Annotated in this window: 18 protein-coding genes; 1 reads left to right on the forward strand and 17 read right to left on the reverse strand. The window is 67.1% G+C overall.

Features of this window, described 5'->3' with window-relative positions:
* Positions 1-174: 174 nt before the first annotated feature.
* The 8 genes from IAG41_RS04760 to IAG41_RS04795 all read right to left on the reverse strand — a co-directional run bounded on the left by IAG41_RS04760 (position 175) and on the right by IAG41_RS04795 (position 6,400).
* The gene (locus tag IAG41_RS04760; RefSeq protein ID WP_187727392.1) at positions 175-1,494 is read right to left on the reverse strand and encodes a bifunctional folylpolyglutamate synthase/dihydrofolate synthase; all 1,320 of its coding nucleotides are present in this window, start codon (positions 1,492-1,494) and stop codon (positions 175-177) included.
* A gap of 125 nt (positions 1,495-1,619) precedes the next feature.
* Positions 1,620-2,480 carry an acetyl-CoA carboxylase, carboxyltransferase subunit beta gene (gene accD, locus IAG41_RS04765; RefSeq protein WP_187727393.1) on the reverse strand — a complete coding sequence of 287 codons (861 nt, stop codon included), beginning with the start codon at positions 2,478-2,480 and terminating at the stop codon, positions 1,620-1,622.
* A complete protein-coding gene (gene trpA, locus IAG41_RS04770) occupies positions 2,477-3,265 on the reverse strand; it encodes a tryptophan synthase subunit alpha (RefSeq protein ID WP_187727394.1) in 789 nt (262 codons plus the stop codon). Before trpA ends, accD begins: the two co-directional genes overlap by 4 nt.
* Positions 3,262-3,447 carry a hypothetical protein gene (locus IAG41_RS04775; RefSeq protein ID WP_187727395.1) on the reverse strand — a complete coding sequence of 62 codons (186 nt, stop codon included), beginning with the start codon at positions 3,445-3,447 and terminating at the stop codon, positions 3,262-3,264. The genes trpA and IAG41_RS04775 overlap by 4 nt, the downstream gene beginning before the upstream one ends.
* Positions 3,444-4,676 (reverse strand): tryptophan synthase subunit beta, encoded by a 1,233-nt coding sequence (gene trpB, locus IAG41_RS04780; RefSeq protein WP_187727396.1) that lies wholly within the window; start codon positions 4,674-4,676, stop codon positions 3,444-3,446. Before trpB ends, IAG41_RS04775 begins: the two co-directional genes overlap by 4 nt.
* Positions 4,673-5,302 (reverse strand): phosphoribosylanthranilate isomerase, encoded by a 630-nt coding sequence (locus tag IAG41_RS04785; RefSeq protein ID WP_187727397.1) that lies wholly within the window; start codon positions 5,300-5,302, stop codon positions 4,673-4,675. The genes trpB and IAG41_RS04785 overlap by 4 nt, the downstream gene beginning before the upstream one ends.
* On the reverse strand, positions 5,302-5,808 hold the full coding sequence (locus IAG41_RS04790; RefSeq protein ID WP_187727398.1) for a GNAT family N-acetyltransferase: 507 nt from the start codon (positions 5,806-5,808) through the stop codon (positions 5,302-5,304). Before IAG41_RS04790 ends, IAG41_RS04785 begins: the two co-directional genes overlap by 1 nt.
* An 88-nt stretch (positions 5,809-5,896) precedes the next feature.
* Positions 5,897-6,400 carry a PEPxxWA-CTERM sorting domain-containing protein gene (locus IAG41_RS04795; protein WP_262408443.1) on the reverse strand — a complete coding sequence of 168 codons (504 nt, stop codon included), beginning with the start codon at positions 6,398-6,400 and terminating at the stop codon, positions 5,897-5,899.
* A gap of 245 nt (positions 6,401-6,645) precedes the next feature.
* Between IAG41_RS04795 and IAG41_RS04800 the strand changes: the two genes are divergently transcribed.
* Positions 6,646-7,506, forward strand: a complete 861-nt coding sequence (locus IAG41_RS04800; protein ID WP_187727399.1) for a hypothetical protein — start codon at positions 6,646-6,648, stop codon at positions 7,504-7,506.
* 33 nt (positions 7,507-7,539) lie between these two features.
* Here the strand turns inward: IAG41_RS04800 and IAG41_RS04805 are convergent, their stop codons facing one another.
* The 9 genes from IAG41_RS04805 to purM all read right to left on the reverse strand — a co-directional run bounded on the left by IAG41_RS04805 (position 7,540) and on the right by purM (position 14,713).
* Positions 7,540-8,232: a lysozyme inhibitor LprI family protein gene (locus IAG41_RS04805; RefSeq protein WP_187727400.1), complete on the reverse strand. Its 693-nt coding sequence runs from the start codon at positions 8,230-8,232 to the stop codon at positions 7,540-7,542.
* A 29-nt stretch (positions 8,233-8,261) separates the two neighbouring features.
* Positions 8,262-8,936, reverse strand: a complete 675-nt coding sequence (pyrF, locus tag IAG41_RS04810) for an orotidine-5'-phosphate decarboxylase (protein ID WP_187727401.1) — start codon at positions 8,934-8,936, stop codon at positions 8,262-8,264.
* Complete coding sequence (locus IAG41_RS04815) at positions 8,933-9,271, reverse strand: LapA family protein (RefSeq protein ID WP_262408444.1); 339 nt, start codon at positions 9,269-9,271, stop codon at positions 8,933-8,935. The genes pyrF and IAG41_RS04815 overlap by 4 nt, the downstream gene beginning before the upstream one ends.
* Before the next feature lie 63 nt (positions 9,272-9,334).
* Complete coding sequence (locus IAG41_RS04820) at positions 9,335-11,623, reverse strand: patatin-like protein (protein ID WP_187727402.1); 2,289 nt, start codon at positions 11,621-11,623, stop codon at positions 9,335-9,337.
* Complete coding sequence (locus tag IAG41_RS04825) at positions 11,620-12,315, reverse strand: endonuclease/exonuclease/phosphatase family protein (protein WP_187727403.1); 696 nt, start codon at positions 12,313-12,315, stop codon at positions 11,620-11,622. Before IAG41_RS04825 ends, IAG41_RS04820 begins: the two co-directional genes overlap by 4 nt.
* A gap of 47 nt (positions 12,316-12,362) precedes the next feature.
* Positions 12,363-12,566 (reverse strand): hypothetical protein, encoded by a 204-nt coding sequence (locus IAG41_RS04830; protein ID WP_410468062.1) that lies wholly within the window; start codon positions 12,564-12,566, stop codon positions 12,363-12,365.
* Positions 12,567-12,679: 113 nt separating this feature from the next.
* Positions 12,680-13,060, reverse strand: coding sequence for an MmcQ/YjbR family DNA-binding protein (locus tag IAG41_RS04835; RefSeq protein ID WP_262408445.1), 381 nt, complete (start codon positions 13,058-13,060; stop codon positions 12,680-12,682).
* Positions 13,045-13,614: a phosphoribosylglycinamide formyltransferase gene (gene purN, locus IAG41_RS04840; protein ID WP_187727404.1), complete on the reverse strand. Its 570-nt coding sequence runs from the start codon at positions 13,612-13,614 to the stop codon at positions 13,045-13,047. The genes IAG41_RS04835 and purN overlap by 16 nt, the downstream gene beginning before the upstream one ends.
* Positions 13,607-14,713 (reverse strand): phosphoribosylformylglycinamidine cyclo-ligase, encoded by a 1,107-nt coding sequence (gene purM, locus IAG41_RS04845; RefSeq protein WP_187727405.1) that lies wholly within the window; start codon positions 14,711-14,713, stop codon positions 13,607-13,609. The genes purN and purM overlap by 8 nt, the downstream gene beginning before the upstream one ends.
* Positions 14,714-14,771 lie beyond the last annotated feature (58 nt).

A 14,771-nucleotide genomic window follows, 5' to 3' on the forward strand; every position in this document is an offset into this window, starting at 1 on the left:
TTTAAGCCCAGGTGTGATTTGCGGCCTTTGCGGCGCATCACACACCGGCACCCCGGCCTTGTGCCGGGGACCACCAGGCGTCTGGCCCAGGCGACCGAGCCTGGAGCGGCTCGTGCGCGACACAGTGGGCTCCGGAACAAGTCCGGGGTGACAGTTGGAGGAACGCCCGCAGCTCTAATCGGGCAGCTCGTGATTGGCTTCCAGCACGGTTCCGGCGAGGTAGAGCGAGCCCAGGATCAGCACGACGGGGGGAGGACCGGCCACTTGCGCGATGGACGCCAGGGCATGCGGGACGTCCCGCGCTGGAGCGGCCTCGGGGATGCCGAGCTTCTGCGCGGTCTGCACGAGAATCGCGGGCGCGTGGTGCTCATGGCCGGGGATCGGGACGGCGTGAAGGCCGGTGGCAAGCGGCCCAAAGGGGGCGAGCAGGCCCGCCGCGTCCTTGTTGGAGAGCATGCCGAGGATGAGCTGGACGGGACGGCCCTGTGCGACCTGGGCGAGCGTTGCGCTCACCGCATCGGCGGCGGCGGGATTGTGGCCGCCGTCGAGCCAGATCTCGCTTCCCGGCGGGAGGAGATCGAGCAGCGGGCCGCCTGAGAGTTTTTGCATACGCGCGGGCCAGCGGGTGTTGCGTGCGGCGGCGGTGAGGGCGGATTGCGGTATGGCGAGTGCGCTCTGGTGGCGGAGCATCGCGGTGGCGAGGGCAAAATTGCCGGGCTGGTGCGGGCCGGCGAGGGTGGGGAGGGGGAGTTCGAGGCTCCCTTGCGCATCCTCGTAGCGGATCGTGCCGTCCTGCACAGCAAAGCGCCAGTCCGTGCCTTCGGTGTGGAGGCTGGCGCCCGCCCGCGTGGCGGCATTATGCACCACCTCGGCAATGGACCGGGCATAGGCCATCGTCACCAGCGGCACGCCGGGCTTGGCGATGCCGGCCTTTTCGGCGGCGATGGCCTCGGCAGTGTCGCCCAGGAACGCCTGATGATCGATGCCGAGCTGGGCGATGCCCGTGACGGCGGGCATGACCACGTTGGTCGCGTCGAGGCGTCCGCCCAGTCCGACTTCGACGATGCACGCGTCCGCGGGCGTGCGGGCAAAGGCGAGGAAGGCGGCGGCGGTGGTCACTTCGAAGAAGCTCGCGCCGATATCGCCACCCGCATCGAGCACCTCCTCGAGCAAGGGTGCGAGCGCGGCATCCTCGATCAGCCTGCCAGCGAGGCGGATGCGCTCGTTGAAGCGGACGAGATGGGGGCTGGAATAGACATGGGTCGTCAGGCCTGACGCCTCGATCGCGGCACGAAGGAATGCGCAGGTCGAGCCCTTGCCGTTGGTGCCGGCGACATGGAGCACCGGGGGCAGGCGGAGATGCGGATCGCCGACACGCGCGAGCAGCTCGGTGATGCGCTCCAGGCCGAGGATATCGGCGCCTGGGGAGAGCAGGGTCAGGCGATCGAGCTGACGCTGGACGGCCGGATCGGAGGAGGAGGCGGAGTCGGGCATGCTAAACTCTGAAGCCCCTGCCCTTTAGGGGAGGGGTTGGGGTGGGGCAGTATTCACGCACGCCATGCTTGCCAAGACTCCTCCACCCCAACCCCTCCTCTGAAGAGGAGGGGCTTAAATATGCCTCACGCTGCCGCCCGGCGGTCGCTGAGCAGCCCGATCAAGCGGCCGAGCGTCTCGCGCAGTTCCTTGCGGTGCGTGACCATGTCGACCAGGCCGTGGTCGCGATAATATTCCGAGGTCTGGAAATCGTCGGGCAGCTTCTCGCGGATCGTGTTCTCGATCACGCGGCGGCCGGTGAAGGCTAGAGTCGCGCCCGGCTCGGCGATCTGGACGTCGCCCAGCATCGCATAAGCGGCCATCACGCCCCCCGAAGTCGGATCGGTGAGCACGACGATATAGGGCAGGCCGGCATCGTGGAGCATCTCGATCGCCACGGTGGTGCGCGGCATCTGCATCAGGCTGAGGATGCCCTCCTGCATGCGCGCGCCGCCCGAGGCGGTGAAGACGACATAGGGTGCGCGCGCGGCGATCGCGGCTTCAACGCCAGAGATGAACGCCTCGCCGACCGCCTGGCCCATCGATCCGCCCATGAAGGCGAAATCCTGGACGCCGACCACCGCCTTGTGGCCGAGGATGTTGCCCGAGGCATTGAGGAACGCGTCGGGCTCGCCGGTCGCGGCGCGGGCGGCCTTGAGGCGCGCAGGATAGGGCTTCTGGTCGCGGAACTTGAGCGGATCGTCGACCACGCGCGGGCTCGGCAGCAGCGTGTGGTTGCCGTCGTCGAACAGATAGCGGAAGCGCAGCGCCGGGCCGATCCGCTCGTGATGCTCGCAATGCGGGCACACGTAGAGATTGTCCTCCAGCTCCTTGATGAACACCATCTGCCCGCAGCCCTTGCACTTGTGCCAGAGCGAGTCGGAGGAATCGGCCCCCTTGGTGGTGACATAGGCGAGCGCGTTGCGGACGCGGCTGATCCAGCTCATGCGACTTCCTTGCGTGCGGCAGCGATGGCTGCCGAGAGGGATTGGATATAGGCGCGGACGGCGGCGGGCGCATCCACGCCGTGCCTGCCGACCAGCTCGACGATCGCCGAGCCGACCACGACGCCGTCGGCGACGCGGCCGATCGCGGCGGCCTGTTCGGGGGTGCGAACGCCGAAGCCGACCGCGACGGGCAGGTCGGTGGCGGCTTTGAGGTGCGCGACGGCGTCCTCGATCGAGCTTTGCGCGGCCTGCTGGAGACCGGTGATGCCGGCGACCGAGACATAATAAAGGAAGCCCGAGGCACCTTCGAGCACCGCGGGAAGCCGCGCCTTGTCGGTGGTCGGGGTGGCGAGGCGGATGACGCTGAGGCCGTGCGCGCCGAAGGGAGCGAGCTCGTCGGCCTCTTCTGGCGGGATATCGACGCAGATGATGCCGTCGATGCCCGCATCGGCTGCCTTTGCGGCGAAGGCTTCCGGTGTCGGCCGCGTCATCGTGTTGGCATAGCCCATCAGCACCAGCGGCACGCCAGGGTGACGCTGGCGGAAGGCGGCGGCGATGGCGAGCACGTCGGCGGTGCGCGTGCCGGCGCCGAGGCTGCGCAGGTTGGCGGCCTGGATCGCGGGCCCGTCGGCCATCGGATCGGTGAAGGGCATGCCGAGCTCGATCACATCGGCGCCGCCCTCGACCAGCGCGTCGAGGATCGCGGCGGTCGGGCCGTCGCCGGCGGTGACGAAGGTGACGAGCGCGGCGCGATCGGCCGGAAAGGCGGCGGAGAGGCGACTCATGCGCGCTTACCGAAGACAAGCCAGCGGCCAACCGCGACGATAAGTGAGATAACGAAGGCGTCGATCAGCGCAGCAGAGGTAAAAGTTGTCCAATGTATCACGAAGGAATCGAAGAGTTTGACAGCGATGATGACGCCGAAGAACAGCGCAAAATCGCCTGCAATCGTTCGTAACGCCCTCACAGATCGAACCCCAGAGCCTCGGCGACGGTGAAGATGTCCTTGTCGCCGCGGCCCGAGACGTTGACGACGATGATCTGGTCGTCGCGCATTTCCCGGGCCTTGGTCTCCAAAGCTGCGAGCGCGTGCGAACTTTCCAGCGCCGGGATGATCCCCTCCAGCTTGCAGCAGAGCTGGAACGCATCAAGCGCCTGGGTGTCCGTCACCGGCTCGTACTTCACCCGGCCGCTCTCGTGCAGCCAGCTATGCTCGGGGCCGATGCCCGGATAGTCGAGCCCTGCCGAGATCGAATGCGCCTCAGTGATCTGGCCGTCCTCGTTCTGGAGCAGATAGGTGCGGTTGCCGTGAAGGATGCCCGCGGCGCCGCCGGTGAGGCTCGCGGCATGCTGGCCGGTCTCGATGCCGTGGCCCGCTGCCTCGATGCCGAGCATCGCGACGTCCGGATCGTCGAGGAAGGGGTGGAACAGGCCGATCGCGTTCGATCCGCCGCCCACCGCGGCGATCAGCAGGTCGGGCAGGCGGCCCTCGGCTTTCTGGATCTGTTCGCGCGTCTCGATGCCGATCACGCTCTGGAAATCGCGGACCAGCTCGGGATAGGGATGCGGGCCTGCGGCGGTGCCGATGATGTAGAAGGTGTCGTGGACGTTTGCGACCCAGTCGCGCAGCGCCTCGTTCATCGCGTCCTTGAGCGTCTCGGCACCCGACGTGACCGGAGTCACCTCCGCGCCGAGCAGCTTCATGCGGAAGACGTTGGGCTTCTGCCGCTCGACATCCTTGGCGCCCATGAAGATCGTGCAGGGCAGGCCGAAACGCGCTGCGACGGTGGCGGTGGCGACGCCGTGCTGGCCGGCGCCGGTCTCGGCGATGATCCGCGTCTTGCCCATGCGGCGGGCGAGCAGGATCTGGCCGATGCAATTGTTGATCTTGTGCGCGCCGGTGTGGTTCAGCTCCTCGCGCTTGAAATAGATCTTCGCGCCCATGCCGGTCGGGGCACCCTCGCGGTAATGCTCGGTCAGCCGCTCGGCGTAATAGAGCGGCGACGGCCTTCCGACGTAATGTTCAAGCAGATCGTCGAACTCGGCCTTGAAGGCGGGATCGGCCTTGGCCGCGCGATATTCGCGCTCGAGATCGAGGACCAAAGGCATCAGCGTCTCGGCGACGAAACGTCCGCCGAACCGGCCGAAATGCCCACGCTCGTCAGGCTGGGCGCGATAGGAATTGGGTGCGGTCATGAGAGCGACACGGCTTTAAGGAATGCGGCGATCTTGTCCACATCCTTGACGCCCGGTGCGGATTCCACTCCCGAAGAGACGTCGACCAAAGTGGCGCCGGTGACGCGGATCGCTTCGGTGACATTGATGGGGTCAAGACCGCCCGAAAGCGCCCATGGCTGGGTGTGGCGATAGGACTGGAGCAGGCTCCAGTCAAAGCGCAGGCCCATGCCGCCGGGCAAGGCGGCGCTGTCCGGCGTCTTGGCGTCAAACAGGATGCGGTCGACGGCACCAGCAAAGGGCAGGGCAGCGGCGAGATCCGCGCTGGTCTTGACCGCGACGGCAACCCACACCGGAATGCGCGCGCGGATCGCGGCGGCGCGCTCGGGCGTGACCTTGTGGAGCTGGACCGCGTCGAGGCCGGTGGCGATGGCGGCGTTCAACATTGCCTCGTCGGGATCGACGAAGACGCCGACCTTGGTGACATGGCTCGGTACCTGCGCGACGAGGGCGCGGGCCTGGTCGAAGCCCAGATTGCGCGGCGAAGGCGGGAAGAAGACGAAGCCGACATGGCTCGCCCCGCCCGCGATCGCCACGTCGAGCGTTTCGGGCGTCGAAAGGCCACAGATCTTGGCGGTGACGGGCATCAGAGGGGCTTGACCAAGACGTCCATGAACAGGGGTGGATCGAGCGGGACGGGAAAATCGCGCTTCTCGCCCGAAACGGCATAGCCGCGGCGCTCGTAGAAGGCGATCAGCTCTGCACGACGGTCGATCACAGTCATTTCCACGGCCCGGGCGCCGAAAGCGTCGCGCGCGGTCGCTTCGGCTGCCGAGACGAGCTGCTTGCCTAGCCCACCCGACTGCAGCGTGGGGTCGACGCACAGCAGGCCGAGATAGGCGAGGCCGTCGCCCTTGTGGCTCACCTGCACGCACCCGATCGGCTGCTCGTCCGCTTCTGCGATCAGCAGGCGCTGCGCCGGATCGTCAACGATCGCCGCAAGGGTCGGGATGTCCGTGCGCGTCCCGTCGATGTTCAGGTCGACCTCGTGCGTCCAGCCCTGTCGCGCCGTCTCGCCGCGATAGGCGCGCTCGATGACGGGGTGAAGGGCGGGCAGGTCCTCCCGGGTGGCGACGCGGATCGTAATCGACATGCCCGCGCCTCTACTGGGATTGGCCGCGACAAAAAAGGGCTGCCGGCGCGAACCCGGGCAGCCCCTCCATTCCGCTTGCGCATTGGGGTCAGATGAGCGCGGCCTGCGCGCGGCGGCGACGGACGCCGACGCCGATCATGCCGGTGCCGAGCACCAGCATCGCCCAGCTTGCCGGCTCGGGTACGCCCGCTACGGCCGAGATGGTGTAGGTGGCGCCGCCGGCTTCGGTAAACTGGGTCGGGCCGAAGGCGAACAGGGCTGGCGTCGCGGTGCTGCTGGTGAAAAGCGCCATACCGGTGAGATCGATCGTCAGACCGTTCCAGGTGACGATCGAGATGCCGCCAAGCGCGGAATCGTCATAGAAGCTCAGCCCCGCGGTGGTCGAACCGTCCGCATAGGTGCCGGGGGCGTCGAACAGGAAGAAGGCATAGCTTTCGAGCGTGAGCGGATCGGGCGTGGGGTGATCGTCAAGCATGAAGCTCGCGAAAACGCCGCTGGCGCCGGTGACGGTGTAGCGCAACGGATCAGCCGAGGCCGGGACGGCGCTGACGAGCGAGAAGAGCGCGCCGAGCAGCACGAAGAGACGGGTCATGGAGGCGATCCTTGGTTAACGAGGTGTTTCCGCAACAGCATGGCCCGGACGGAGCGGCAACCCGACACGCCTGTCCCCAATCGGGAATTGGGTCGAATCTTCCGTCATATGCGCGTCATCGATTCGGGCATTGGCACAACTGCCGAGACTTGGCGGTATCTCCGCTAGCGACCTACTTGCGGTGGTTCAGCGTCGCGCTAGGCTGGCAACATGGCTTCCTATCGTAGATTGTCGCCGAAACTCTCGTGGCTTGGTTCAAGGCCTTGCCATTTCGCCACTGCGCGCACCCGATTATTGCTGTTGCCGCCTTCTCATTATTCATTCCCGCAAGCGCAAACGCCTGCTTCGTTGTTGCACCGGTCTACAGTGGCACCAAGGCGGAGGTAGCGGCCCGGAAGAAGCAAAAAGAGCGGGAGCGCATCGTCGCCGTCCGAGTCAGGCAGCAGAAATTTCGTGAGGGCGTTCGAGCGGGAACGATCGACAGCGCGAACGGCCTGGCGGTGTTACTTATTCCCAATATTCGCGAATGGTATGCGGACAAAACCGGCTGTGGGCCCGGCGGCGATGGCGATGGGCCGTCCATGCCGATGGAGATGATGCTCCTACGCGCGTTCTCGGGAAGCGAGCTCGACGGCCTCGACGGAGACACGCTCTCAGATTTCATATCCGGGCGGTTCACGCGCGGGCCGCTCGACTCCTACAATCATGACTGCAGCGCTGAGTTTCGCAGCGGTTTCGCGAGCCGTCTGCGAACGGCCGTCCCGCGTGCCGACCGCGACAAAGCTTTTCTGCTACTGAGCGACAGAGGCGAACGTGGGACAGGCTATTATAAGTTCGCAGACGTGGCGCGAGTCACACAACCATATGTTTCCTCTTCGCCGCCCGGACCTGCCAAATTACTCGCCGACCGCGGACATCCGGTGACGCTTGCCCTGGAAAGCTTTTGGACCGATGCGGTTCCGCAGCTTGGCTCTCCAGCGAGCGCCTGTCCGAAAGCGTATCGGCAGCTCGTCGCGCTTCGTGGCGCCGAGCTCCAACAGCTGCGCAAGAGGCCGTATTATCCGCGGCTGGTCGAACGGGCGACGAGCGAGCGTAAACGGCGTTGATTTCATCCCTGAGCGTCCGCTGACCAAAAAATGTTACTGGTTGCCCGCGACCCAGGTGTTGGCGGGCAGGAAGACGTCGCTGACGCCGTGATTGGCCTTGCAGTAATGTTTGCAGCCCGGCGAGGCGAGCGTGTCGATGCGGGACACATGGCCGGTCTTGTCGCGGGCGAGCAGGAAATCGACCTTGCACGCGCCCGAGGTCCAGCTCGCCTTGGCGGGAGAGGCGAGGGTGGCGATGGCGCCGGGCTCGCTGTCATTCGCCGGCAGCTTGCAGAGCGTCTCGCCTTCGAGATCGCGCGTGAAGCTGAAATCGAACTGCCGCGCATCGACATGGGTGATCGTCAGCGTGCCGACATCGGCGGTCTTGTAGCTCGCCTCGTAACTCTCCGGGAGCGGCGCGCGGAGCGAGTCACGTTGCTGGACATAGTCGGCCTCGACCGCCTTGGCGTCGCAGGTCCTGGTGCAGCGGGTACGCAGGATCTGCTGCCAGTCGCGCTGCTGGCCCCGGAAGCCTTCTTTGTCGAAGATCAGCGCGAGCCGCGCGCGGTAGAGCGCGGCCACCTCGCCATCGAGCTTCGAGAGCTTCGAGCTGGCGCAGATCGTCTTTTCAAGCGGGTGGCTGGCTTTGGCGCAATCGAAGCTGGCCGATTGGATGGGTGCGGCGGCGTGGAGGCCGAAGATCGCGAGAAACAGGGCAGGCACACCGAAACCCGCAATCCGCACCATCGCCGTTCCCCCTGTTGCTGGAATTGTCTCTAGAGCGTCGCCTCGATCGCCCGGGCGGCCTGGTCGGGATCCTCGGCCTGGGTGATCGGGCGGCCGACCACCAGGATCGAGGCGCCGGCATCGAGCGCGGCGCGCGGCGTGACGACGCGCTTCTGATCGCCGGCAAAGCCGTTGGCGGGGCGGACGCCCGGAACGACGAAGAAGCCCTGCGGCCAGATCGCCTTGGCCGAGGCGACCTCTTCGCCCGAGCAGACGATGCCGTCGACGCCCGCCGACTTGGCCAGTTCGGTCAGGCGCATCACCTGCTCGTGCGGATCGCCGCTGAGGCCGATCGAGACGAGATCGCGGTCATCGAGGCTGGTAAGCATCGTCACCGCGACGACCTTGGTACCGAGCGGCGCGGCCGCCTTGGCGTCCTCGAGCATCGCGCGGCCGCCGGCGGCATGGACGGTGATGATCGCCGGCTCGAGCGGACGCAGCGCCTGCACCGCCTTGGCGACGGTGTTGGGGATGTCGTGGAACTTCAGGTCGAGGAAGATCGGCAGGCCGATCTCCGCCATTTCGTGCACGCCGGCGCGGCCGTTCGCCATGAAGAATTCGAGGCCGAGCTTGATCCCGCCGACATGGTGGTGGACGCGCTTGGCGAGCAGCTTGGCACGCTCCATGTCGGGCGTGTCGAGCGCAACGAAGATCCGTGAGCTCATGACTGCGGTACGCTGATCAGCGGCGGCGCCTGGGGGCCGTCTGCGGGAAGCGGCTCGAAAACGGGGCCGGTGGGCTGGCTGACCGCACGCAGATCGGCAAGCGCGCGCTCCAGCCCCGCGAAACGCGCCCGCATCCGCCAGCGCAGCGTCTGATAGGCGATCAGCGAGGGCAGGAAGCCGGCGAGGAAGACCAGGATGAGCAGCAGCGGCAGGCTGAAATCGGCGATCAGGCCGCCCCAGAGCTGGATGCTGACGCGCTCGTCACCATTGTAGATCACGAACGCGGCGAACAGACCGCCGAGCAGGAGCCAGAACAGCACCTTGAGAAACCGCATTCCGCTCCCTTCCGCGTCACAAACGGGGGCAACTCTAAGCCGCCGAGGCGCGCTTTGCCAGACTCAGCCGATTTCCGCACGCAGTTCGCGGAACAGGCCGGGAATGGCCTTGAGGCTCGGCTCCTCTTCGTCGAGGATCGCGATGAAGGCGCTGCGCTTGATCACGGCGACGCGTTCCTCGGGGAGGCGCGTGGTGAGCGGCAGGGTGGAAAGCACGATGTCGATCAGCCGCTCGGCACCGTGCAGGCGGCCCCAGAGATAGTCGTTCTCGCGATAGGCGCGGCTGAAAAAGGCGCCGAAGCTGTTGAACTGGATGCCCTTGAGCGTCGCCTCGGCGCCGCCCTTGCGGATCGAGCAGGCATCGTCGGGGGCGATGCGATCGACCCGAATAGGATCGAACTCGTCCATCCCCTCGCCCTGGAGCAAGGGCAAAGTGGCGATGTCGAAAAAGGGGAAGCCGAGATGCGCGAGCAGCATCGGGCGGCGCAGCTCCTTGGACAGCGCGCTGAACCCCTGGGACAGGCGCGTATCGGTGACGCCGTCGAGTTCCTTCAGGCGCATCCGCTCGGCAAGGACGTCGAGGATCGGTCCGGCATCGTCGGTCATCGTGCGGATCTGGTCGCGCATATCGGCGAAGGTGTCCGAGCGCTTGAGCTCGAGATAGGCCGCAAGCGATTCGTAGATCGCCTCGCGCATCGGCATCAGCTCGGCATGCGAGCTGGGCAGATCGATCTCGGTAAGGCGGCGGGCGAGCAGGCGCAGCCGCCGGATGCGGAAGCCGAGATCGTGGCTGCGCAGGAACTCGAGCGTATGGGGCGATGCGCCGTTGGAGAGCGTCGCGCCGAACCGGTCCGCGCCGCGCGACTGGACGGCTTGCGCGACCGCCTCGCGGATCTCGCGAAATCGCTCGGGACTGTGGCGGTCGCCGATCGTGTGGAGCAATTGCGCGATGCGGTCGATCGCACCGTCGACCTTGAGCAGGCCATAAGCGGTGTGCCCGTAGCCCGCCTTGGCGGCGGCGGCGACCTGCGAGCGGCGACGCCAGGTGGCGATGCGCTTGGGCGTCGGATAGTCGAGCCACAACGTATAGCCGAACAGCCCCTCGACCTGGGTTTCGACTTCGGCGCGGATCTCGGCGACGATCGCGAGCATGCGCTCGATCCGGTTCGAGCGGCGGGCGATGGCCTCCAGATTGTCGCGGATCGGTTGTTCGCGGGGCAGTTCCGAAAGCGCACCGATGATCGTCTGGAAGAAGCCGGGCATCTCCTGCGGGCGGCCGTAGAAATCGAAGCGCATGTCGGGCGAGGGATCGATGAAGACGAAGCGGCGATCGACCTGGCGTCGGGCGGGACGTTCGCGGAGTGCCTCCATCGCCGGGCCGAACGGCGCGTTGGCGAGGACCGAACCGTCGATCAGCACCGCCTTTTCGGCGCGGTTGTCGGCCCATTGCTGGGGCAGGACATGTTCGAGGAACGCGTCGCGGCCCGGCCAGGCGTCGCCGCGCTCGGCGAGCACCTCGTCCATCTCGGTGACGGTGAGCGGCGGGAAGGCGCCGGGGAAGCTCGAGGTGGCGCGCGCCGAGAAGGCGAGCTCGGCCGGATGCGCGAAATCGCGCCGCTCGAGTCCGTGATCGGTGAAGGCAAAGACCAGGCGGTGCTCGGTCTCGATCACCTGCGGCGGCGAATTGAGCCGCAGCGCTTCGGGATGGCCGCGGAAATCGGTGACGGTGACGAACAGGTCGAGCGGCTGGCCAGGGGGCAGCAGGCGGCGGTCGATCGGGCCTTTGGCCATCGCGTCGAAGGCATTCAACAGCGTGCCCAGCAGGCGCTTGCCCCCGAACGGCGGCTCGAACCAGCGCGAGCGGACGAAGCGTTCGAGCTTGTGGCGGACCTCCGCCCGGGCGCCGGCCTCGACCGTCTCGTCGATCGTCTTGCTGCGATTGGCCATCCACCAGGCGATCGGGGTCGCCCAGATCTTGGCGAAGCGGTGCGCGGGAGCATGGCCGGGGTCGAGCAGTGCCTCGACATCGGCATGCTCCATCCACAGATTGGTCAGGGGATCGAGCGACTGGCCGCTGGCGATCGCCTGGGCGAGGAACACGGCGTTGATCCCGCCCGCGCTGGCGCCCGAGACGATATCGACGAGCACGCGCAGATTGATGCCGGCGGTATCGCGGATCTCCTCGAGCAGTTCGCGATAGACTCCGCCCGGGCCTTCACCGTCGCGCGCGGCACAGCTTGCCCGGGCCAGCCGCCAGATTTCCTTGGTGATGCCATGCATGTAGACGGCGAGGCTGATGCCCCCATAGCAGACCAGCGCGAGGCGCAGCTCCTTGTCGCGGGCCTGGGTCAACGCGGTGCGACCGTTGCCCAGATGGGCAGATGATCGGAGGCGGTGCGCGAAGACGGCGTGTCATGCACGCCGGCGGCGGAGATCTCCAGGTCGTGCGACGCCATAATGCGATCGAGCCGCGCGACGGGACGGCGGGCATGAAAACTCTTGCCGGTTGGGGCGAACTGGAAGTGCGCGGCGAAATCGCGCAGGCACCCGGAGCCCGCGCTCCATTCGTTGAGGTCGCCCATCATCACTGTGGGATATTGTCGCGTGCTCGCGGCAAGATGCGCAAGGATCGCATGTGCCTGGCGGCGGCGCCAGAGGCCGGAGAGATCGAGATGCATGCCAACGACGCGTAGCACCTCTCCGTGGATGCGCACATCCGCCATGACGGCACCGCGCGGCTCGAGCGCGGGCAGGTGGATCGCCTCGCAATCGAGCACCTGCGCGTCCTGACGCACCAGGAGCGCGTTGCCGTGCCAGCCCATCGACCGCGCACGCACGCCGAAGGGGATCGCCTTCCACGGACTATGTTCTGCCAGGAGGTGGCCGCCGAGCACCGCCTCGCGCGTGCCGAAGCGGCGATCGGCCTCCTGCAGCGCCACGACATCGGCGCCGATCTCGCACAGCACCTGGAGCGTGCGCTCGGGGCGCCGGCGCCGATCGGTGCCGATCGACTTGCGCATGTTGTAACTGGCGACCTTGATCATCGGCGCCTCTTATCGCGGGCGCTTGGGCCTTCGGGCAAGGGGACGACTCAGCTGGGATGTGCTTCGGCGTCGCGCTGGTGGGTGGCTTCCTCGGCGGCCGACAACAGGCTGCGCGCGGTTTCCTCGGCAGCTTCGGGAGTCATCGCCACGGCGACCCCGTTGGGCCCGTCGAGGATCACCTGGCCTTCCTCGGCCGCAGCAACACCACCATGCTTTTCGGGCAGATGCGGAGAGGGTTCTTCTTCCATCATCGCGCGCTCCCAGTCGGGCGGCGCCTTTAGCCGCAAAACGCTTGGGAAACTCAACTCGGGAAGAGGGGAAAATATCCCCAATAATAAAAGGAGATGCGCCGCAGATCGGGAGGTCAGCGCCCGCCGGCCTCCAACAGGCGGCGCGGGGCGGCGAGTTCCCAGCTCCGCGCGATGCGGTCTCCGGCATGCGCCCAGTCGGTGTCGGGCAGCCCGATCGCAAGGCCGACCCACCCGCGACCGAAATAGGCGACGCGCGAATAGAGTTCGGGCGCGGCCTCGATCAGCGCCAGATCCTCCTCGTCGGCGGTCTTGACCGCGACGATGGTGCGGCCGTCGCCATGATGGTCATGGCGGAACTGCGCGAACTGCTTGCCCGCGACGAAGAAGGTGGGCTGGCCGTGCGACAGCTTCTCGCTGGTCTCGGGCAAGTCGAGCGCGAGTTCGCGCACCTTTGCAAGGGCGCTATCGGGTTCGGTGCTCAGCGCGTCAGCCATTCCGCTATTACCTTCGGATAGAGGCGATGTTCCTCCGCCAGCACGCGTTCGGCGAGGGTTTCGGGCGTGTCGCCGGGAAGGATGGCGACCTCAGCCTGGCCCAACACTTCGCCGCCGTCCAGTTCCTCGTTGACGATATGGACAGAGGTGCCGGCATGGCTGTCGCCGGCCTCGATCGCGCGCGCATGGGTGTCGAGCCCCTTGTACCTGGGCAGCAGCGAAGGGTGGATATTGACGATCCGCCCGCGCCAGGCGTGCACGAAATCGTCGGAGAGGAGGCGCATATAGCCGGCAAGGGCGATGGCCTCGACGCCGGCTTCGCGGAGTGCGGCGTCGATTCGGGCCTCATAATCGGGCTTGGGCATGCCCTTGGGCGACTGGGCGAAGACCGGCACCTTCCGCTCGCGCGCCCAGGCCAGGCCCGGCGCTTCGGGCCTGTCGCTGGCGACGAGCGCGATCTCGTAGGGGCAATCCTCGGCGCGGGAGGCCTCGACCAGCGCGGCCATGTTGGTGCCGCGGCCCGAGATCAGGATTCCGAGCCGGCGCCTAGCCATTGTGCGTGGCGGACCAGTCGCTGCGCGCGCTCCAGGTCTCGGCGGGGCCGAATACGGTGCAGCCGCGCTCGCCGCTTTCGATCGTGCCGATGCGGTGAACGGTTTCGCCGGCGGCGCTGAGCTCGGCCGCGACCGCGTCCGCATTCGCGGCGGCGACCACCGCCACCATGCCGACGCCGCAGTTGAAGGTGCGCGCCATTTCCTCGGGCTCGATATTCCCCTGGGCCTGGAGGAATGCCATCAGGCGGGGGAGCGGCCAGGCGGCGGCCTCGATGCGGGCGTGGCAGTCCTTGGGCAGCACGCGCGGGACATTCTCGAGCAGACCACCGCCGGTGATGTGCGCCAGGCCGTGGATCGCGCCCTTGCGAACCTGCGGGAGCAGGCTCTTCACATAGATGCGGGTGGGCGCCATCAGCGCGTCGATCAGCAGCACGTCCTGGTCGAACACCGCCGGACGTTCGAGCTTCCATCCCTTGTCGGCGGCAAGCCGGCGGACCAGCGAGAAACCGTTGGAATGGACGCCGGTGGAGGCGAGGCCGAGGACTACGTCGCCGGGACGGATCGCACTGCCGTCGAGCAGCTGCGAGCGCTCGACCGCGCCGACGCAGAAGCCGGCGAGATCATAGTCGCCCGCGGCATACATGCCCGGCATCTCGGCGGTCTCGCCGCCGATCAGCGCGCAGCCGGCCTGGCGGCAGCCCTCGGCGATTCCGGCGATGACGCGCTCGGCGACCGCATTGTCGAGCTTTCCGCTCGCATAATAATCGAGGAAGAAAAGCGGCTCGGCGCCCTGCACGACCAGGTCGTTCGCGCACATCGCTACAAGATCGACGCCGACGCCGTCATGCGCGTTGGCATCGATCGCAAGCTTGAGCTTGGTGCCGACGCCGTCGTTCGCGGCGACGAGCAGCGGATCGGTGAAGCCGGCCGCCTTCAGGTCGAAGATGCCGCCGAAGCCGCCCAGATCGGCATCCGCGCCGGGACGGCGGGTGGAGCGCGCCAAGGGGCCGATCGCGCGCACCAGCGCGTTCCCCGCGGCAATCGAAACGCCCGCCTGGGCATAGGTGTAGGGGCCTTCGCCCGGTTCATTCTCGCTCATGGGCGCAGGCCCTAACCACAACGCGCTTGGATTTCCACGCCCGGTTCGTCAAAAGGGC

This window comes from Sphingomonas sp. JC676 (genome assembly GCF_014489075.1).
In the GTDB taxonomy this organism is placed as follows: Bacteria; Pseudomonadota; Alphaproteobacteria; order Sphingomonadales; family Sphingomonadaceae; genus Sphingomonas.

Coding starts and splice junctions, on each gene's coding strand:
- IAG41_RS04815 (WP_262408444.1), bottom strand. CDS start 9,271: ATGCGGTTTCTCAAGGTGCTGTTCTGGCTCCTGCTCGGCGGTCTGTTC.
- IAG41_RS04835 (WP_262408445.1), bottom strand. CDS start 13,060: ATGGCTGACGCGCTGAGCACCGAACCCGATAGCGCCCTTGCAAAGGTG.
- purM (WP_187727405.1), bottom strand. CDS start 14,713: ATGAGCGAGAATGAACCGGGCGAAGGCCCCTACACCTATGCCCAGGCG.
- IAG41_RS04790 (WP_187727398.1), bottom strand. CDS start 5,808: ATGTCGATTACGATCCGCGTCGCCACCCGGGAGGACCTGCCCGCCCTT.
- IAG41_RS04795 (WP_262408443.1), bottom strand. CDS start 6,400: ATGACCCGTCTCTTCGTGCTGCTCGGCGCGCTCTTCTCGCTCGTCAGC.
- trpA (WP_187727394.1), bottom strand. CDS start 3,265: ATGAGTCGCCTCTCCGCCGCCTTTCCGGCCGATCGCGCCGCGCTCGTC.
- IAG41_RS04830 (WP_410468062.1), bottom strand. CDS start 12,566: ATGATGGAAGAAGAACCCTCTCCGCATCTGCCCGAAAAGCATGGTGGT.
- IAG41_RS04805 (WP_187727400.1), bottom strand. CDS start 8,232: ATGGTGCGGATTGCGGGTTTCGGTGTGCCTGCCCTGTTTCTCGCGATC.
- pyrF (WP_187727401.1), bottom strand. CDS start 8,936: ATGAGCTCACGGATCTTCGTTGCGCTCGACACGCCCGACATGGAGCGT.
- IAG41_RS04825 (WP_187727403.1), bottom strand. CDS start 12,315: ATGATCAAGGTCGCCAGTTACAACATGCGCAAGTCGATCGGCACCGAT.
- accD (WP_187727393.1), bottom strand. CDS start 2,480: ATGAGCTGGATCAGCCGCGTCCGCAACGCGCTCGCCTATGTCACCACC.
- IAG41_RS04785 (WP_187727397.1), bottom strand. CDS start 5,302: ATGCCCGTCACCGCCAAGATCTGTGGCCTTTCGACGCCCGAAACGCTC.
- trpB (WP_187727396.1), bottom strand. CDS start 4,676: ATGACCGCACCCAATTCCTATCGCGCCCAGCCTGACGAGCGTGGGCAT.
- purN (WP_187727404.1), bottom strand. CDS start 13,614: ATGGCTAGGCGCCGGCTCGGAATCCTGATCTCGGGCCGCGGCACCAAC.
- IAG41_RS04760 (WP_187727392.1), bottom strand. CDS start 1,494: ATGCCCGACTCCGCCTCCTCCTCCGATCCGGCCGTCCAGCGTCAGCTC.